Here is an 18,741-nt window from a genome sequence, read left to right as displayed (position 1 = left end):
CCGCTCAATTACCGGACGGCGGCCGCTCAATAGACTGGCAAGGTAGCTAATTCCGGACGGATTTGCGGGCGGTTATGCCGTCAACTTAGGCAATGGAAACCCGTCACTAATCCGTTCGGTTCCGGTGCAAAGACCGTCCGGAACCACAGTGAAACTCAAAAAAGTTTACAGCAGTTTGATCGAAATGGCCGTATCGCCCGTCCCAACCGAAATCCGGCAGTCTTTGAAGGACGGCGCCGAAACCAGCGGCCGGTAGTTATTACTGAAGCCGTAAGGCTCTTTAGGGATTCCGAACAGTTTTTTGTCTAACTTCCCATTGTCGTTGACGTCGTGATAGACCGCAACGGCATATTCGCCGGGCTCCACATCAAATGAAACCTGTATGCGATTTTTTTTGACGTCAATACGTTTTCCATCAACAGGCTTACAGTCGGGAAATTTCTCACAGGGCTTAAACACAGCCACACTGATATTTCCGGACAGCTCTTTGATATTGTGTACATCGACAGTTAAGCTACTTTTTGCGGGTGCCTGAACCGGGGGTCCGGAGAGACTGACATAGCAGGCCAGTAATTGAAAAAAAAGCATACGGCGAGACGGTTTATTTAAAAACGATATTAATTTACAATTATGATTGCACAGCCAGAACCCAGGCGCAAGCGCTGGATAAAAAGTCCGCTTCCTGATACCCCGGAACAACAGTCGTTTATCCAACATCTGGTTCAGACGCTCGGTATCAGTCCGATTCTGGCCGGACTGCTGGTACAGCGGGGCGTCTGTTCGTTTGATGAGGCCCGGCTTTTTTTCCGGCCCGACATCAGCCATCTGCACGATCCGTTTCTGATGCAAGACATGGACCGCGCGGTGCAGCGGCTGACTATGGCCATTCTCCGGCAGGAGAAAATTCTGGTCTACGGCGACTACGATGTCGACGGCACCACTTCGGTAGCGCTTTTTTACGGCTTTCTGCGCACCTTCTACGCCAATACCGACTTCTACATTCCTGACCGCTACAAGGAAGGATACGGCATTTCGCAGGCGGGTGTACAATGGGCTGCCGACCATGACTTCTCCCTGATCGTTGCCCTGGACTGCGGCATCAAATCGGTTGACCGCGTGGCCGAAGCCCGTGCACTCGGCATTGATTTCATCATTTGCGACCACCACCGTCCCGGCGACGAACTGCCCGATGCGGCGGCGGTGCTGGACCCCAAGCGCGACGATTGTTCTTACCCGTATAACGAACTGACGGGTTGTGGTGTCGGCTTTAAACTCTTACAAGCTTACTGCATTTTTCAGAACATTCCGGTCGGGGACTTATATAATTTTTTAGACCTGCTGGCGGTTAGTATTGCGGCCGACATTGTGCCGATCACGGGCGAAAATCGCGTATTGGCCTACTATGGACTGAAAGTATTGAACAAAACCAGCCGCCCGGGCCTGAAAGCCCTCATTAAGATTGCCGGTCTGAACCGTGAGCTGGATATCAATAGTGTAGTCTTCGGCATCGGCCCGCGGATTAATGCTGCCGGACGGATCAAGCACGCCAGGGCGGCGGTTCAGCTGCTGCTGGCCGAAACCGACGAAGAAGCCGAACAGGCGGCTTTTGAGATCAACGAGAATAACAACAGCCGCCGCCAATACGATTCCAGCATGACCGAACAGGCACTGGCCATGATTCGCGGCAATGAGGAGCTGGTCCATGCCAAAAGTACGGTCTTATACGATGCCACCTGGCACAAGGGCGTTATTGGCATTGTGGCGTCGCGGTGTATCGAGCATTTCCATCGCCCGACCATTATCCTTACCCAGTCGCACAATAAACTGGCGGGGTCGGCGCGGTCGGTGCCGGGATTTGATGTGTACGAAGCCATTGAGGAGTGTGCTGATTTGCTCGAACAGTTTGGCGGACACACCTTTGCGGCCGGTCTGACCCTGTCGGAAGAGAACCTTCCTGCGTTTCAGAAACGGTTTGAAGAGGTAGTGGCCCAACGTATTGATGAGGAAATGTTGACGCCTATGATCAAGATTGACCTGACCATTGATCTTGACCAGATTGATGGTAAGTTTTACCGGATTCTGAAACAGATGGCACCTTTCGGGCCGCAGAATCTCCAGCCGGTATTCACGACGGAAGCGGTGTATCTGGCTCAGCAGCCGATTATCATGAAGGAAAAACACCTGAAACTGATTCTGCGCCAAAAGGGTTCTGATAATACCTACACGGCGGTAGGATTCGGGATGGCCCATTATGCTCCGGAACTGTCATCGCAGCAACCGTTCTCGATCTGTTATCAGCTCGATGAGAATACCTACAACGGGAACACAACCTTGCAGCTGATGTTGAAAGACATTCGGGTAGCGGAGTTATAATGACGTTCATTCCGGACGATAATAAGGTAATTTGACAATAAAATGTCTGCCCGACTGCGTGAAAGAGTGCATCTTTGCAGGAATAAAACGTTTATCGTTAAAAAAGATTAAGAAACGTTTGTATACGAGGTCCGTATCCATTGATATGGTAATTTGCCCAACCCAATACTACGATACGCTTCGTGATAACAACAAAAGCTGAATGATACTCCGAACCGAAAATCTGATAAAAAAATACGGAGCCCGTCTGGTCAACAACAATGTCTCGTACCAGGTCGGACAGGGCGAAATCGTTGGCTTGCTCGGGCCGAACGGCGCCGGTAAAACCACATCGTTTTATATGGCTACGGGCCTGATCAAGCCCAACAGCGGCAAAGTATACATTGACGATCAGGATATTACCTCCCTGCCCATGTACAAGCGTGCCCGGCTGGGGGTTGGCTATCTGGCGCAGGAAGCATCGGTGTTCCGGGATCTGACGGTCGAGGAAAACATCCTTGCCGTGCTGGAAATGACGAACTCGCCTAAAGCCGGGCGCAAGGCAAAAGTACAGGAGCTGCTCGATGAATTCAGCCTGAACCATGTCCGGAAAAACAAGGGAAAAGTGCTGTCGGGCGGGGAACGCCGGCGGACAGAGATTGCCAGGGCACTGGCCGTTGACCCTAAATTTATCCTGCTCGATGAACCGTTTGCGGGGGTCGATCCGATTGCGGTTGAAGATATCCAGAGTATTGTTGCCCGGTTAAAACACCGGAACATCGGTATCCTGATCACCGACCACAACGTAAACGAAACCCTGTCGATTACCGACCGGGCCTACCTGCTGTTTGAGGGCCGGATTCTGAAACAGGGCTCTGCCGAAGAACTGGCAAGTGACCCCGAAGTGCGCCGCCTGTATCTGGGTCAGCATTTTGAGTTGAAACGTAAAATTTAAGCGCTTAATCCCGACGATTAAGCCAGACCAGCGCTGCCAGAAACACCGGCCGATGCGATCACGCACCGGCTTTAGTGCTTCATAGCTAACCGGTTGACAGCGCACAAACTGCCGTTGCTGATGAAAATACTGGTCATTGAAGATGAAGTGCGCATGGTGCAGCTCATCCGGCAGGGTTTGGAGGAGCATCAATGGGAGGTCGACATTGCGTATGACGGCACCATTGGCTTTCAGCTGGCCACGCGGTCGCCCTATGCCCTGATTATCTCTGACATTATTCTGCCGGGCATCAACGGGCTGGAACTCTGCCGGAAACTCCGTGAGGCTCATATCGATACCCCTATTCTGCTGCTGACGGCCCTGGGTACTACCGACGACAAAATCACCGGACTCGACGCCGGTGCCGACGACTACCTGGTGAAGCCTTTTGAGTTCAGAGAACTGATGGCCCGCGTCCGGGCGCTGACCCGGCGTTCGGGCGGACTGGTTCAGCAGGCCAATACGCTGCGGTTCGCCGATCTGGAACTGAATTTAGACACCAAAACCGTGGTTCGGGCCGGTAAAGACATTACACTGACGGCCAAAGAATTCTCGTTGCTTGAGTATTTTATGCGCCATCAGGGACGGGTGCTGTCCAAAGTCGAACTGGCCGAAAAGCTATGGGATATAACCTTCGATACAGGTACCAACGTGATCGAAGTATACATTAACTTTCTGCGCAAAAAAATCGACAAAGATTTCGATACCAAGCTGTTGCACACACAGATCGGCATGGGGTATGTCTTAAAACTCAACGCATAACCATGATTAACATCCGCACTCGCCTCACCTATCAGTTTGTTGTGCTGGTAACGGGTATTCTGCTGTTTTTCTCATTGGGCGTCTATTTTTTCAGTAAGCTATACCTCCAGAAACGCTTTTTTAAACGGCTACAGGACCGCGCCATTACGACCACCACGCTCCTGTTTGATTTGCAGACGGCCGATACCACGGTCATGCGGCTCGTCGACCTGTCGAACAAGGAACCGCTTATCAATGAAAACATTTCGGTCTACAGCGAACAACTGAACAAAGTGGTGTTTACGACCAATCCGGCCAATGCCACCTTCCACGAGCAGTTTATCCCGCGCCTCCGGAAAGCAGCCCAAACGGCCTATATTCATTTCGGCGACTATCAGATTCTGGGCCTGTACCTGTCGAACAGCAAAGGCAATAGCTGGGTGATTGTCAGCGGCATTGACCAGAACGGACGCGAGGCCCTCGAAGACTTGCGTAAGATTCTGATTGTCATGGTCCTGGCCGGGATTTTGTTGCTCAGTATTTCCGGCTGGTTCTTTGCCGGCCGCGCTCTGGCACCGATGTCAGGTATTGTGCAGCAGGTAAAAACCATTTTTCCGGCCAATGTCGGAAAACGGGTAGATCACCCCAATAAATCCGACGAGATCGGGGTGCTGGTCGCCACATTCAACCAGTTACTCGACCGCATTGAACAGGCCCTTCTGACCCAGAAAATGTTTATCGCCAACGTATCGCACGAGTTGAAAAACCCACTCGCACGCCTTTACGCACAGATCGACGTAACGCTGATGCAGAAGCGAACGCCCGAAGTCTATGAAAATAGTCTGCGCCTGTTGCAGGACGACACGCGTTCGTTAACGCAGCTGACCAATACCCTGCTGGCACTGGCCAATACCGTTGCCGATGGCAGGCAACTGCCTTTTGCCGCGATCCGGCTCGATGAACTGCTGTGGGAAGCCAAGGCACAGGTCCGGAAATGGCGTAATGAGTATCAGATAGACCTCCATTTTGATGAATTCCCGGATAATGAAGATGAGCTGTTAATCCATGGTAACGAAGCCGCACTTAAGGTTCTTTTCATGAACCTGCTGGATAACGCCTGTAAATTTTCGACCGATAAAACGGCCAGAATACACTTTTCAGCTAATGCCGGCGGACTTACCGTATCCGTATTCAATCGCGGCAATCCGATTCCGCAGCGTGACCTGCCTCACATTTTTCAACCCTTTTACCGGAGCGATGCAACCGCACAAGCCACTAAGGGTCATGGCGTTGGCTTAGCCATTGTGGCTCAGATTGTAGACCTGCATAAGGGAGCAATTTCGGTAGACTCTACAGAAGAAGGCACCCGCTTTACGCTTCTTTTCCGGCATTAAAGGCCATTTTAAGGTAATTTTAAAGTCAGTTTAAGTCGTGCTTAAGTTTCTGTCAGTTCATTTGTAACTCGATAGGAGAAACATGAATATGCAGGCGACTACTAACCACCAGATTATCTTTAAAATAACCATCGGGGTGCTTATCGGCATTTTTACGCTGATGGGCTATTTATACTTAGGCGCTCAGAATGAAACACTTGAACTCCAGAAATCGCTCACCAACAAAGTAGAACAACTGGCGGAGACCGAAGCAAAGCTTGATTCCATCGCCCGTGAGCTGGATACCAAAATCACACAGGTCCGGCAGTTGGGTGGTAATGTAACGGAGCTACGCAAGATCCGCCAGCAGCTCGAAAACGATAAAAAGAAATTAAAATACGATTTCAGTTTCTCCGCCCAGAATTATCAGTTCAAAATCAGGGAATACGAAAACTACCTGACGACCAAAGACGATGATATACGGCAGCTCCGGGCTGAAAACGGAACGCTGTTGAGTCGTGCGAAAGAACTGGAAGCCGAAAAGCAGCACGTTATCAATGAAAACGCGGGACTCAAAACCGAGAAAGAAGCGCTCAGCCAAACCGTTGCCAGCTACTCAGCCCAGAACGATGACCTGAAGCGTAAAGTCAATTTAGGGTCAGCCCTGAAAGCGGTAGAGGTGCAGGTTGCCGCCGTTTCGTCGGGGGGCCGCGAACGCAGCGGCGGCAGTTATAAAGCGTCGCGCATCGATCGCCTGAAAATCTCCTTTACCTTGCCGGCCAACCCGTTAACTGCCCAGAACACGAAAGATATTTTTGTCCGGATCATGGACAGCAACGGAGCCGTATTAAGCGAAACCGGTGTCGGCGGTGTCCTTTTCTACGAAGGCCGTGAAATCGGCTACAGCATCCGCCAACCCGTTTACTACGAAAACAATGACCAGAAGGTCGATGTCCTGTACCGTAAGGACACAAGCTATAAATCAGGCAAGTACACCATCGAACTATACGCCGAAGGCTTCCGGATCGGCACTGGTAGCTTCGAGGTCAAATAAACAGGAGCCAGCCTATGAAAGCCACACAGACACCCCGCCCTGCCCTCAGTGAACAGTATCACATGCTGGTAGCTTATGCCATCCGGGCCGGAAAACTCATACTAAATCAATACCGTCAGTTCCCGAAAGCCTATGCCATGCTGGGTTATCTGTTTCTGACGATGGCGTTCTGCTACTCCCCTATTGTCGGCCATTGGCTGACCGGCTTTGTCATGATGACACTCCCGGTGGCCATTATTGCCGGCTTCATTACCTGTCTGTATCTGTGGCGTAAAGGCCAGCATATCATCGCAACGGCGGGCCTTATCTGGGTACTTTGCAGCTTGCCCGTGGTCAAACGTTTAATTGGCGGGCTGGGTACACCCGCGCAGGAACTGACGTCAGCCAAAAAACTGAACGTACTCAGTTTCAACAGCGAATCGTTTGGCGACGACCACACATCGGCGGCCACGCTCAAGGCACTGAAAGCCGATATCGCCTGTTTTCAGGAATATACCCCTAACCGCCGGATCGAGCAGCAATATGCCGACCAGATGGCGAAACTGACTTGTTTTGACAATAACCGGGAAGTCGGGCTGGCGCTCTTTTCGCAATACCCGATTATTAATCAGTACGGCCGGATCTGGAACCGCGCCGGAGGTCCGAATATCAACGGGTACCTCTGCGCTGACATTGTCTATGGCCGGGATACCGTCCGGGTGGTCAACGTGCACCTCTGGTCGATGGGTGTCCGGGTCAACACCGTTTTTGAGGCCCTCAGCGACGGAAAGATGATGGCCGCCGCTGAGGCGCTTTATGATACATTTGACCGCCTCCGGGAAGGCTTTGAGAAACGCGACGAACAGATTCAGGAGGTTGAAGCCTTTGTAGCCGGCAGCCGGTATCCGGTTATCATTTGCGGCGATTTCAACGAAACCCCGTTCAGCTATTCGTACGGGCAGCTGAGCAAACGTTTCAGCAACGCTTTTGAAGTTGCCGGCAAAGGCATGGGCTTCACCCTCAACCGCCATCCCTACTGCGTCCGGATCGATCAGCAGTTTTTCAGCGCCGACTGGTATGTAACATCCTGCCAGACCATTTCGGATATTACCGTATCAGATCACTTCCCCGTCATGGCGCAGTACGTGCTTAAAAAATCGGTAACACATCCGTCGGCTTACGTAGCCAGCCGATGATAAAACCGGTTTTAAGAACGGTTTTGTTGTACATAACCATGTTTTTGAGGCTTATATATATTAATATTTTGTGAACCACACCGGGATTCAGGGATTTTTCGTAGCTTTGCCTGGCAAATAAGACAACCAGTTATTTGCCATGAGCTTAGACTCCGCCAAGTTTCTCTACGAGGCTCTCACCTACGACGACGTACTGCTCCTGCCTGCCTATTCGGAGGTTCTTCCCCGCGATACAAAAACCGACACGCAACTTACCCGCCACATCCGGCTGAACATTCCGCTTATTTCGGCGGCAATGGACACGGTGACCGAGTATGAGCTGGCCATTGCTATGGCGCAAACGGGTGGTATCGGGATTATCCACAAGAATATGTCGGTGGAGGCCCAGGCCGAACAAGTCCGGAAAGTGAAGCGGTACGAGAGTGGGATGATCATTGACCCCGTTACGCTTACCGAAGGAGCCACGCTGGCCGACGCGCACCGCATCATGCGTGACTTTAAAATCGGCGGCATTCCGGTTGTAGACGCTTCCAACAAACTGATCGGTATCCTGACTAACCGTGACCTCCGTTTCCAGACAGAACTGTCGCGGCCGGTTACGGATATCATGACCAGCCAAAACCTCATTACGGCCCGTATCGGCCTGACCCTCGATGAGGCCGAAAGTATTCTGCAACAGTTTAAAATTGAAAAACTGCCTATCGTTGACGACCAGCATCATCTGGTCGGACTGATTACGTATAAGGATATTCTGAAAAAGAAAAACTATCCGAACGCCTGCAAGGACGAACTCGGCCGGTTACGCGTAGGCGCTGCCGTCGGGGTAACGCCTGACCTGATCCGCCGGATCGAAGCCCTCGTAAAAGCCGGTGTCGACGTGATCAGCGTTGATACGGCCCATGGTCACTCGAAGGGTGTACTGGACGCCGTCCGGAACATCAAAGCTACGTTCCCGACGCTGAACGTCATTGCCGGTAACGTAGCCACTGGCGAAGGGGCCAAAGCCCTTGCCGACGCCGGTGCCGATGCCGTTAAAGTTGGGGTTGGTCCGGGCAGTATCTGTACTACACGGATTATTGCCGGTATCGGTATGCCGCAGCTGACAGCCGTTTACGAAGCGGCGAAGGCACTTCAGGGCACAGACGTTCCGGTGATTGCTGATGGTGGTATCCGGTTCTCCGGCGACATCACCAAAGCCATTGCCGGTGGTGCCAGTACGGTCATGGTAGGCTCTCTGCTGGCCGGTACAGAAGAAGCACCGGGCGAAGTGGTCCTCTATGAAGGCCGCCGTTTTAAAACCTACCGCGGTATGGGCTCGGTTGAGGCCATGGAAGAGGGCTCGAAAGACCGGTATTTCCAGGATGCCGAAGACGATATCAAAAAGCTGGTGCCGGAAGGTATCGTAGGTCGCGTTCCGTTCAAAGGCCGTGTCTCCGAAATCATCTACCAGTTGGTAGGTGGTCTGAAAGCCGGTATGGGCTACTGCGGTGCGGCGTCTGTTCCTGCGCTGCAGGAGGCTAAATTTGTTAAGATCACGTCGGCCGGTGTCCGCGAAAGCCACCCGCACGACATACAGATTCAGAAAGAAGCGCCGAATTATTCGGCCCGCTAATGTCCCGATATACAAAACGCCGCCGGAGCCTGTGCTCCGGCGGCGTTTTGTATATCGCAGACTGCACGGTTTATTTCCCCGATTCCAGGTAATGTACGGTGCTGTACAGACCGTCTGAATCAAAGACAAATTCCCGGATAGCAGGCCGGTAATGGTCAATCACGATCTCTTCTGTGTTTTGTTTCATCTGGAAATACAGCGATGGCGTAACCAGTACGGTCAGGTTTCCCCGCTGCACCCATTTCTCAACATGATAGTGCCCGCATAGTGCCGTTACGTGGCAGGGTAAGTCCTTAATCAGCTCCAGAAAACGCTCCGACTGCCGGAAGGGGTATTTGGCATCCATGAATTCAACGTGCGCCCTTACCGGCGGATGATGCATGAATACCAGCACGTTACTATCCCGCAGTGCCTCTAAATGCTCTTTGAACCAGTTCCATTGCGTTTCTGACATTTCGCCTTTCGACGTATCCAGAAATAATCCCGGATAGCCCTCGAGCGGTAAAGCATAATACAACTCGCCGTTCTGCAGGTGGTGTTTAAACCGCATATGCTCGCACAGCATTACCGTATCGTCGTGGTTACCGGGAATCACATACACGGGAAAGGGCATATCCGTGATCTGCTCGTTTACCCATTGATAGATGGCTTCGTCGCCAACGTTATAACAAATGTCGCCGCCGAGTACGAGCACATTCGGATGAAGATCTTTAACGTAGGCCAGCGCATTCAGGAAGTTCCGGCGCACATCAACGCCGTAAGGTGTTTCACCGGCACCGGCAATGTGCAGATCAGTTAGAAAGGCAATTCGCATGGTCGTGTAATCAGTGAGGTAGTGTCAGGCTGTTTATTTTCGTTTTGCTTCTTCCCAGTACACATCCATTTCCGCAAGGGTCATGTCTTTCAGGGCCTTACCGGCAAGCTTTGCCTGTTCTTCCAGGTACTGAAAACGCCGGATAAACTTTTTATTGGTCTGTTCCAGCGCCGTTTCCGGATTGATGTCGATAAAGCGGGCATAGTTAACAAGCGAAAACAACAGGTCGCCAAACTCACCCTCTGCCTTTTCCTTATCGATGGCCTGCCCGGCTGATACGTTAAACTCTGCCTTAAACTCCTGAAGCTCCTCCTCTACTTTTTCCCAGACCTGTTCTTTCTCTTCCCAGTCGAACCCGGCACCGCGTGCTTTTTCCTGAATCCGCATGGCTTTCACCAGCGCAGGCAGCGAACCCGGCACACCCGACAACACTGATTTATTGCCTTCCTTCAGCTTCAGCTGCTCCCAGTTCTGCTTTACCTGTTCTTCGGTATCCGCTTTGACATCCCCGTAGATATGCGGATGGCGCGAAATCAGTTTTTCACAGATTCCGTTCAGAACATCGGCTATATCAAACGTATCGGTTTCCGACGCGATGCGGGCATAAAAAACTATATGCAGCAAAATATCGCCCAGTTCCTTCCGGATTTCGGGCAGATCATTGTCCAGAATGGCATCTGACAGTTCGTAGGTTTCTTCGATTGTCAGGTGACGGAGGCTGGCCATGGTCTGCTTTTTATCCCACGGGCATTGTTCACGCAGTTCGTCCATGATTGTCAGCAGACGATCAAAGGCGAGCAACTGTTCCTGCCGGCGGGATGGCATGGCTTCAAAAGGAGCGTTCATCATCAGGTTGTTTCGTATGAAATAAGGCCTGCAAAATTAGCCAAAAGCTATCGCGAATAGCTACTTTATGCCAATATCTTACAAAAATCTCCGTCAGCTCATGACTTCGTGTAATACCGCCAGCGACTTAATCTCGCCCATAGCATCCACATGGATACGGTAATAGGCCACCAGAGCTTCCAGCAGATTCAGGCGATCAGCGCGCGACAGCCGGACAGCGGTACCAACCGGACGGCGGAGTAAGGTGTTCAGCGCCAGTTCGGTTTCGGCATTGGGTAGAAACGGGTAGGAATGTTCGCGGAGCTGCTGTTCAAACTCACGGGCATTTTCGGCGCCGAAACCCAGATAAGCCGACAGTTTTGCCAGAAACGCAAGGTGAAAGTTTTCATAACCCGTTTCCAGATGTTCCAGCAAAAGAATTGACTCCAGCAAAAACTGAAAAAGCATCGGGTTTCCCGACTCTTCCTTCAGGCTTTTCGTCAGCATTTCGGTCAAAAAAAGGGCAATGCCGGATTTTGCGATATCAAACGGGATACTTTGCAGGGGATGCAGCGTCTTAATTTCCGAGAGCCGGTTCAGGTCGCGGTCGTCTTTGTAATAAACAACCATGTCCAGTAAGGTCATCGGCTGAAACAAGGCAATCTTATTGGTTTTGCTTTTGGCCGAACGTACATTATTGACCACGTAACTCTGAAGACCAAACGCCTCGGTATAAACCCTGGCAATGATCGACGTCTCCCGATAACGTATATAGCTTAAAGCAATCCCCCGTGTTTTATGTAACATAATCGAATGTCAGCGTATACAGATTTAAAGCCATGTTTTCATCTGTAATCAATAAGCAGTTCCTTTTCTTATTTAACACAAAAGCCTCAAAAAAAAGGCGTAATTTCGTAGATATTTTTGTTGACTGAGGTGCATGATTAATCGACTACGTAACTATTTCTTATTGATTACCACAGCGTTGCTGGTCATACCCGCCAGCCTGAACGCTCAGGTATTAACCCGCCGCTCGGCTTCCGGAATTTCCTTCGACAAGTCAGGAATCGGCGGCAATCAGGGAAGTCCGATGCTGGTATTACCAGCCATTGCGGTGGATCAGCTTATGGCCGAAGATGAAGCTGCCACAAAAATGGGGGTTCCTTTCCGATTCGGGACTAAACGGGACGCCGACGTAACCATTACGACCGAAGGGCAGCGTTCTGAAAGCGGCGGCAACCGGCTCTATTCCTATCAAATCTATTCAGAGGGAGCGTATTCGCTCAACCTGCTGTTCGACCGCTTTCACCTGATCGACGGAGCCAGCCTGTACATCTACAATCCGGGCCAAACAATGGTCATCGGCCCGATTACCAGTGCGCAGAATCCGGCCAATAACCAGTACTGGACCGATATCATCGCCGGTTCGCAGTTGATTATTGAACTGCGGGAACCGCTGTCGGCAGCCGAAAGCAGCGATTTGCATCTGTCCGGCGTTGTCCATGGCTATCGGAATCTTTTCCCGGATAAAAGCATGGACAAGGTATTCGGCAGTTCCGCTTCCTGTGAGCTGAACATGACCTGCTACCCCAATCTGCAAAACGAAGGCGATGGTGTTGTCATGATCCTTCTTGATCAGGCCACCCGTCTCTGTACCGGCTCTATGGTCAATACAACCCGTCAAAGCTTCCGGTCTTTTATGCTGACGGCGTTCCACTGCATTGATATCGGGACGTATGTCAATGGGGTACGAACGGGCTACAATGACGGGACCCTTAACAGTGCCGAAATCGGTCAGGCACAGAACTGGCTGATCCGTTTCAACTATCAGAGCCCCACCTGTAACCCTTCCCAGGAAGATAATGAAGTTGTGACACTGAATGGAAGCGCACTGCGGGCGGCCTACAATCAGTCAGACTTCGCACTGATGGAAATTTATCAGCAGATTCCGACCGATGTAAATACCACTTATCTGGGCTGGAATAAAGCCAATGCCAACACCAGTAATGCGTTTTCCATTCACCATCCACAGGGAGATGTCAAAAAGATTTCATTCGCCAGTGCCGATACCCAGATTTCCGGCTATGGCAATACGACTGGTAATGATCACCTGACAGTACCGTGGGGAAGTCTGGGCGTAACGGAAGGCGGCTCCTCCGGGTCTCCGCTTTTTGATGCAAACAAACGTATTATCGGGCAATTACACGGCGGGCCATCGTATTGTGGGGCGCCGTCTTCCCTGCTTGCCGATTATTATGGCAGGCTTTATACCTCGTGGGCAGGGGGGGGCGCCGTTGAGTCCCGTTTAGCAGACTGGCTGGATCCGCTTGGCAGCGGAGCCCAGACCACTAACAGTGTCAAAGCCGCCGTAAGCGGCCCTTCGGCATTTACCGGAACCGGCACCTTTGCACTCAATGTCAATGATAACAGTATTGTTTCATGGTCGGTTTCCCCGGCCAACTCCATCTCCGTAAGTGCAGGCACCGGCAATACCGCCAGTCTGGTCGCTACAGGCGTTGCCAGCTCGCTTACCATTACGTTTACAGTCAATGTCGGACAACCGTATCCGATCCGGTTCACGAAAGTCTTTGCCGCCTCTGTTCCGGCACCGACTGCCCCCGCCGGTGGTATCAGCAGCCAGACACTTACGGTTGGTTTTCCGTTCGCCAAAACCATTCCGTCGTTTACTGACACCTATCCGCTTACTTACAGTATGGCCGGGTTACCGGCAGGGCTGACCTATAATGCAACCACGCGGGTGATTTCCGGTACGCCGGCAATAGTCGGTACGTCTTCGGTTACTGTTACAGCCACGAATACGGCCAATCTGTCAACCAGCGTTGTTTTTACATTATCCGTTATTCCGCAAGGGCCACTGGTGTTGCTTGAGCCTTCCTACAACTGCCTTACCCGGCAATTCGTTTTTCAGTATACCGGGGGTAATACGGAACCGGTTCAGTTTATGTCGGTTGGTGTTACAAACTGGACAACCGCAACAACATTTACGCTGGATGCCGGTTTAGTCAATGACCCTAACCTTGCTCCGCTGGTTATCTTCGCCCGTCAGGGTAATACTAGCCTGAGCCGGACGTTCGACATCCGGACGTATTGTAAAGACAAAACCCCCAACTCCGGCCCTGTTGCCCCGACACTCACTAACCAGAGCGCTACACTTGGCCAGTTTTTTACGTATCTTTTCCCTGAATTCACCGATTCACAACCCGTTACCTATCAGGCTCTGGGCTTGCCAAACGGCATTTCTCTGAATACCAGGCTAATCAGCGGCGTTCCATCCGCTACAGGCGTCTCATCTGTCACAATCGTTGCAACAGACGCAGACGGGTTAAGTACCAGGGCCCTGTTCAATCTGACCGTGTTTGCCTACACCCCACCGTCTCTTTCGGTAATTGCCCCAACTTATAATTGTCAGACCGGTGCCATTAAGTTCAATACGGCCGGCGGTGACGGGACAACCATTGAATACATGGCCATTGGCGTAACCGGCTGGACAACCAACCCGAATCAGGTAGTTGAAGCCGGTGTCCGGAACGATCCTAACTCCAATACCATATTGATCAGAGCCCGACAGAGCAATATCGTAACGAATGCTGAATTTAATATCCGGCAATACTGCATTGCTAATGGTCAGAACCAGCTACCGGTTGCCCCGGCTGTACCTAACCTGACCGCACTGGTCGGCCAGGCATTCAGCTATACGGTACCGGCATTTATTGATGATCAGTCTTTGTATTATTTAGTGGTCGGCATGCCGTACGGGCTATCTTTTAATTTCCAGACGCGGATTATTAGTGGTACGCCAATGTATACCGCCAACTACAATGTCAGCATTACAGCCTATGACCCATACGGTTTGTCTGCCAATATTTCATTTGTCATTTCGGTAGTGTCATCGGCTCCATCGGTATTTACCCTTATTGATCCGCTTTATAATTGCAGTACCAGACAGCTAACTTTCCGCACAACCGGAGGCACAGGTACCACCATTAAGTACATGGCTGTCGGCGTGACCGGCTGGACAACGAATCCGGTTCAGACGATTGAAGCAGCGGTCGTCGCTGACCCGAACAACAACTATGTTATCTTAAATGCCCAGCAAGATGGCAACATCGTTAGCCGGACCTTCAACTTCCGTCAGGCCTGCGGTTCGGCCAGGGAGGCCGTCATAGAACCATCAACCGGTCTGACGATACGGGTGCTGGAAAACCCGACGACGCAGCCCGCCGTTTCGGCGCGTATTGCCGGATCGGCCGGATTGCCGCTCACCGTTGAGCTGCTCGATCTGCAAGGGCAAACGTTGACGGAGCTGCTGGTTAATAATCCGTCAGACGACGAACCGGTCACGCTACGGCTGACGAAACCTGCCGGGCTTTATCTGCTTCGGGCCCGAAACCAACAGCAGGTTAAAACGGTCAAAATCATTAAAGGACAATAGTTCTGAAACAGAAAAGCCAGGCAGATTGCCTGGCTTTTCTGTTTCAGAATGTATTTACGCCACACGTACCAGGATGATTACACCCGACGCCCAGTTCATTTTAAGGCGTTTAAAGCGCAGATCGTTTTCGAGCGTTTCGATCAGGTTCTGTACCTTCTGCGCATGGCCTTCCGGCCAGTTGGGCTGTGGCAGCATATCGTCAATCACATAAAAACCACCGGTTTTTACCAGTTGAAGCGCTTCTTCCAGATGATTGTATTTTCCCGGCCAGGTGTCCGCAAAAACCATATCAAACGCCGACGGTTCCAGCCGGGTTAATACCGCCTCACCCCGCTCTTCCAGTAACGTCAGCCGCGAGTCGTGCCCCAGCAAGGTACGGGCAATACCAATCAGGCCGGCATCAAACTCCACCGAAATCAGGTCCGCATCCGCACTCATTCCCTGCAACAGCCAGGCGGTGGCCCGGCCTGCACCCGTGCCCAGTTCCAGAAACCGACCACCCGGCTTACAGGCCGCCAGCACCTGTAGCAGTGCTCCCGATAAATCATCTGACTTTTGATTAAAGCCTATCGCCTGCGATTGTGCATCAATCGCGGCAATAATTGCCGGGACATCCCGGATGTCGGTTTCGTTCATTCCTGACATACTGATCAACTAAATACGTTAACGGGCGTGAAGTCGTCACGCCGCCGTCAAATGTAACGTTAAAAATCACCGGTAGCCCTATTTCAGCTTAAAATGCCAGCCAACGACGTTGTGTCGTCCCAATAGCAGCGCAGGGCCGGACTCACGGTTCCGTCGAGGTTTTCGTGCATGACCTGCTCTACCTCCTGCCCGCCCAGATGCCGGTATACCTCCCGCGCCCGGATGTTATCGGCATATACCCAGAGATACATATGGCGGGTGCCATACGTTTCGTACATCCATTGCGCGGCGCGCTGAAGCAACGTTCTGCCTAGCCCTGTTCCGCGCGCTTCTTCGCTCACGTGCAGATTGTCGACCAGGCTGCCGTAGACCGGATCATCCTTTCCATATACACAGATGAATCCCTGCAGCTTATCCTTTTCTCCGGCCACCAGCACCCACTGATTTTCGTTGGGGTTCACCAGCCGGCTTGTCCAGACGGCCAGCCGGTCGGCAAGAACACGGTTATCCAGAAAATCGTCGGAGAAAATACCCCGGTAGGTTTGCTGCCAGCTACGGCTATGTAGCCCGGCAATGGCATCAATGTCGGCGGAAACAGCGTTTCGGAAGGTCATGGTTTCGGGTAGTGTTAGTCTGCGAAATAAACAAAAACGGCCCACCATCCGGTGAGCCGCCCTGCCTTTTTTGTATCCGGACCGGTTTAGACCACGGTCTTAATTTTCAGTTCATCCAGTTGCTTGTCAGCAATTGTCGACGGCGAATCGATCATCACATCGCGGCCCGAGTTATTTTTCGGAAACGCAATGAAGTCACGAATCGAATCAGCCCCGCCGAAGATCGAACACAGCCGGTCGAAACCAAAAGCGATACCACCGTGTGGCGGCGCTCCGAATTCAAAGGCATCCATCAGGAAGCCAAACTGTGCTTTTGCTTCTTCGGGCGAGAAGCCCAGCAGATCAAACATCCGCGCCTGCAGATCGCGCTGGAAAATCCGGATTGAGCCCCCACCGACTTCGGTTCCGTTGATAACCATATCGTAGGCATTGGCCCGTACCTGACCCGGATCAGTGTCGATCAGGGCAATATCTTCCGGCTTCGGCGAGGTGAACGGGTGGTGCATGGCAAACCAGCGGCCCTCTTCTTCGCCCCACTCCAGCAGCGGGAAATCAAGTACCCACAGCGCCTTGAATTCATCTGCCTTGCGCAGGCCGAGGCGGCTACCCATTTCCAGACGCAGCTCGTTCAGTTGTTTGCGGGCCTTGCCGGTTTCTCCGGAAATAATCAGCATCAGGTCACCGGGCTCGAAGTTTTCGCCTTCGCTCTTAAAGCGGGCTACCCAGTGCTTCAGCTCTTCTTCAGAATAGAATTTATCAACTGATGATTTCAGGCTGCCATCTTCGTTATACCGAACGTAGATCAGGCCTTTGGCACCAATCTGCGGGCGTTTCACCCACTCGGTCAGTTCATCGACCTGCTTCCGGGTATAACCGGCGCACCCTTTGGCATTGATACCCACTACCAGTTCGGCGCTGTCGAACACGGCGAAGTTTTTGCCCGATGTCAGGTCAACGGTATCGAACGTGCCTTTCAGCTCCACAAAACGCATTCCGAAACGGGTGTCCGGCTTGTCGGAACCATAGAAACGCATCGCGTCGGCATACGTCATCCGTGGTACTTCGGCCATGTCGATGCCTTTTACCGTTTTAAACAGGTGACGTACCAGCCCTTCGAACATGTTCAGGATATCTTCCTGCTCAATGAACGACATTTCGCAGTCGATCTGCGTAAATTCCGGCTGACGGTCGGCCCGTAAGTCCTCATCACGGAAGCATTTTACAATCTGATAATACCGGTCAAAACCCGACACCATCAGCAGTTGCTTAAACGTCTGCGGCGACTGGGGCAGGGCATAGAACTCGCCCGGGTTCATGCGGCTAGGCACCACAAAGTCACGGGCCCCTTCCGGCGTAGACTTAATCAGTACCGGTGTTTCGACTTCAATGAAGCCTTGTCCGTCCATATAAGTCCGGGTTTGCTGCGCCATTTTATGGCGTAGTTCCAGGTTTTTACGGACGCTGTTCCGGCGCAGGTCGAGGTAACGGTATTTCATCCGCAGGTCGTCGCCGCCGTCGGTTTCATCTTCAATCAGGAAAGGCGGCAGTTTTGCCGGGTTCAGTATCTCCAGGTTACTGAGCCGGATTTCGATATCACCAGTCTGGATATTCGGGTTCTTGGATTTACGCTCAATGACCGTTCCGGTAGCTTTTACCACATATTCACGTCCTAGTGAACGGGCTACCGAAAACAAATCTGCCGAAGGAATAGCGGTTGTATTAGCCACGCCCTCATCCAGAATAAGCTGCGTAATGCCATAACGGTCGCGGAGGTCAATCCAGAGAACGCCTCCTTTATCGCGGATGGTTTGAACCCAACCCGTCAAAATTACATCGGTATTTACGTGTTCAAGGCGTAGTTCGCCACAGGTATGTGTACGGAGCATTGCGAAGTATGATTGGGTGACCGACAAATGAGCAACTAACTGACTTACGCACAGTGCAATGGCTCATTTAATCGCACACTCAGTTAATTAGGGCGCAAAAGTACAAAAAAAGCAAACGTAAGTTGTAGACCTTTCCTGTCAAAATGCCAAATATGTCGTTGTTTTTTACCGTTTTTGCTTGTTTTAATTCAAAAAACGCAAAA

General features: G+C 51.7%; 15 protein-coding genes. 8 read left to right on the top strand and 7 right to left on the bottom strand.

The window, feature by feature from the left end:
- Window positions 1–165 precede the first annotated feature (165 nt).
- Window positions 166–588: a DUF2141 domain-containing protein gene (locus BLX24_RS13520; RefSeq protein ID WP_083421963.1), complete on the bottom strand. Its 423-nt coding sequence runs from the start codon at window positions 586–588 to the stop codon at window positions 166–168.
- 42 nt (window positions 589–630) lie between these two features.
- On the opposite strand from BLX24_RS13520, the gene recJ reads away from it, so the two are divergent.
- The 7 genes from recJ (at window position 631) to guaB (ending at window position 9,301) form a co-directional block, all read left to right on the top strand.
- The gene (gene recJ, locus BLX24_RS13515; RefSeq protein WP_071503688.1) at window positions 631–2,373 is read left to right on the top strand and encodes a single-stranded-DNA-specific exonuclease RecJ; all 1,743 of its coding nucleotides are present in this window, start codon (window positions 631–633) and stop codon (window positions 2,371–2,373) included.
- A 202-nt stretch (window positions 2,374–2,575) separates the two neighbouring features.
- Window positions 2,576–3,307, top strand: a complete 732-nt coding sequence (gene lptB, locus BLX24_RS13510; RefSeq protein ID WP_071503687.1) for an LPS export ABC transporter ATP-binding protein — start codon at window positions 2,576–2,578, stop codon at window positions 3,305–3,307.
- 120 nt (window positions 3,308–3,427) lie between these two features.
- Entirely contained in the window at window positions 3,428–4,108 is a 681-nt protein-coding gene (locus BLX24_RS13505; protein WP_071503867.1) for a response regulator transcription factor, read from the top strand.
- A 2-nt stretch (window positions 4,109–4,110) separates the two neighbouring features.
- The gene (locus BLX24_RS13500) at window positions 4,111–5,481 is read left to right on the top strand and encodes a sensor histidine kinase (protein WP_071503686.1); all 1,371 of its coding nucleotides are present in this window, start codon (window positions 4,111–4,113) and stop codon (window positions 5,479–5,481) included.
- Window positions 5,482–5,569: 88 nt separating this feature from the next.
- Entirely contained in the window at window positions 5,570–6,514 is a 945-nt protein-coding gene (locus BLX24_RS13495; protein WP_071503685.1) for a DUF8428 domain-containing protein, read from the top strand.
- Between the two features lie 14 nt (window positions 6,515–6,528).
- Complete coding sequence (locus BLX24_RS13490) at window positions 6,529–7,689, top strand: endonuclease/exonuclease/phosphatase family protein (RefSeq protein ID WP_071503684.1); 1,161 nt, start codon at window positions 6,529–6,531, stop codon at window positions 7,687–7,689.
- Window positions 7,690–7,828: 139 nt separating this feature from the next.
- On the top strand, window positions 7,829–9,301 hold the full coding sequence (guaB, locus tag BLX24_RS13485; RefSeq protein WP_071503683.1) for an IMP dehydrogenase: 1,473 nt from the start codon (window positions 7,829–7,831) through the stop codon (window positions 9,299–9,301).
- A 70-nt stretch (window positions 9,302–9,371) separates the two neighbouring features.
- Here the strand turns inward: guaB and BLX24_RS13480 are convergent, their stop codons facing one another.
- The 3 genes from BLX24_RS13480 to recO all read right to left on the bottom strand — a co-directional run bounded on the left by BLX24_RS13480 (window position 9,372) and on the right by recO (window position 11,747).
- Entirely contained in the window at window positions 9,372–10,115 is a 744-nt protein-coding gene (locus BLX24_RS13480; RefSeq protein WP_071503682.1) for a metallophosphoesterase, read from the bottom strand.
- A 33-nt stretch (window positions 10,116–10,148) separates the two neighbouring features.
- The gene (gene mazG / locus BLX24_RS13475) at window positions 10,149–10,964 is read right to left on the bottom strand and encodes a nucleoside triphosphate pyrophosphohydrolase (protein ID WP_374755005.1); all 816 of its coding nucleotides are present in this window, start codon (window positions 10,962–10,964) and stop codon (window positions 10,149–10,151) included.
- Window positions 10,965–11,054: 90 nt separating this feature from the next.
- Window positions 11,055–11,747: a DNA repair protein RecO gene (gene recO, locus BLX24_RS13470; RefSeq protein WP_071503681.1), complete on the bottom strand. Its 693-nt coding sequence runs from the start codon at window positions 11,745–11,747 to the stop codon at window positions 11,055–11,057.
- Window positions 11,748–11,880: 133 nt separating this feature from the next.
- On the opposite strand from recO, the gene BLX24_RS13465 reads away from it, so the two are divergent.
- Window positions 11,881–15,393: a putative Ig domain-containing protein gene (locus BLX24_RS13465; protein ID WP_083421961.1), complete on the top strand. Its 3,513-nt coding sequence runs from the start codon at window positions 11,881–11,883 to the stop codon at window positions 15,391–15,393.
- Window positions 15,394–15,447: 54 nt separating this feature from the next.
- On the opposite strand, the gene BLX24_RS13460 is transcribed toward BLX24_RS13465, so the two are convergent.
- From BLX24_RS13460 to aspS, 3 genes are all read right to left on the bottom strand, one after another.
- Complete coding sequence (locus BLX24_RS13460; protein WP_071503679.1) at window positions 15,448–16,029, bottom strand: O-methyltransferase; 582 nt, start codon at window positions 16,027–16,029, stop codon at window positions 15,448–15,450.
- Window positions 16,030–16,121: 92 nt separating this feature from the next.
- On the bottom strand, window positions 16,122–16,652 hold the full coding sequence (locus tag BLX24_RS13455) for a GNAT family N-acetyltransferase (RefSeq protein ID WP_071503678.1): 531 nt from the start codon (window positions 16,650–16,652) through the stop codon (window positions 16,122–16,124).
- Window positions 16,653–16,738: 86 nt separating this feature from the next.
- Window positions 16,739–18,538 (bottom strand): aspartate--tRNA ligase, encoded by a 1,800-nt coding sequence (gene aspS / locus BLX24_RS13450; RefSeq protein ID WP_071503677.1) that lies wholly within the window; start codon window positions 18,536–18,538, stop codon window positions 16,739–16,741.
- Window positions 18,539–18,741: the final 203 nt, after the last annotated feature.

This window comes from Arsenicibacter rosenii (genome assembly GCF_001870735.1).
Lineage (GTDB): Bacteria > Bacteroidota > Bacteroidia > Cytophagales > Spirosomataceae > Arsenicibacter > Arsenicibacter rosenii.
This window is presented reverse-complemented; position numbering and strand designations above follow the sequence as displayed.

What these genes read in the sequence shown, in the direction of transcription:
- BLX24_RS13500 (WP_071503686.1), top strand. Translation starts at nt 4,111, where the DNA reads ATGATTAACATCCGCACTCGCCTCACCTATCAGTTTGTTGTGCTGGTA.
- BLX24_RS13480 (WP_071503682.1), bottom strand. Translation starts at nt 10,115, where the DNA reads ATGCGAATTGCCTTTCTAACTGATCTGCACATTGCCGGTGCCGGTGAA.
- BLX24_RS13455 (WP_071503678.1), bottom strand. Translation starts at nt 16,652, where the DNA reads ATGACCTTCCGAAACGCTGTTTCCGCCGACATTGATGCCATTGCCGGG.
- BLX24_RS13520 (WP_083421963.1), bottom strand. Translation starts at nt 588, where the DNA reads ATGCTTTTTTTTCAATTACTGGCCTGCTATGTCAGTCTCTCCGGACCC.
- guaB (WP_071503683.1), top strand. Translation starts at nt 7,829, where the DNA reads ATGAGCTTAGACTCCGCCAAGTTTCTCTACGAGGCTCTCACCTACGAC.
- BLX24_RS13505 (WP_071503867.1), top strand. Translation starts at nt 3,428, where the DNA reads ATGAAAATACTGGTCATTGAAGATGAAGTGCGCATGGTGCAGCTCATC.
- aspS (WP_071503677.1), bottom strand. Translation starts at nt 18,538, where the DNA reads ATGCTCCGTACACATACCTGTGGCGAACTACGCCTTGAACACGTAAAT.
- BLX24_RS13460 (WP_071503679.1), bottom strand. Translation starts at nt 16,029, where the DNA reads ATGAACGAAACCGACATCCGGGATGTCCCGGCAATTATTGCCGCGATT.
- lptB (WP_071503687.1), top strand. Translation starts at nt 2,576, where the DNA reads ATGATACTCCGAACCGAAAATCTGATAAAAAAATACGGAGCCCGTCTG.
- BLX24_RS13495 (WP_071503685.1), top strand. Translation starts at nt 5,570, where the DNA reads ATGCAGGCGACTACTAACCACCAGATTATCTTTAAAATAACCATCGGG.
- BLX24_RS13490 (WP_071503684.1), top strand. Translation starts at nt 6,529, where the DNA reads ATGAAAGCCACACAGACACCCCGCCCTGCCCTCAGTGAACAGTATCAC.
- mazG (WP_374755005.1), bottom strand. Translation starts at nt 10,964, where the DNA reads ATGATGAACGCTCCTTTTGAAGCCATGCCATCCCGCCGGCAGGAACAG.
- BLX24_RS13465 (WP_083421961.1), top strand. Translation starts at nt 11,881, where the DNA reads ATGATTAATCGACTACGTAACTATTTCTTATTGATTACCACAGCGTTG.
- recJ (WP_071503688.1), top strand. Translation starts at nt 631, where the DNA reads ATGATTGCACAGCCAGAACCCAGGCGCAAGCGCTGGATAAAAAGTCCG.
- recO (WP_071503681.1), bottom strand. Translation starts at nt 11,747, where the DNA reads ATGTTACATAAAACACGGGGGATTGCTTTAAGCTATATACGTTATCGG.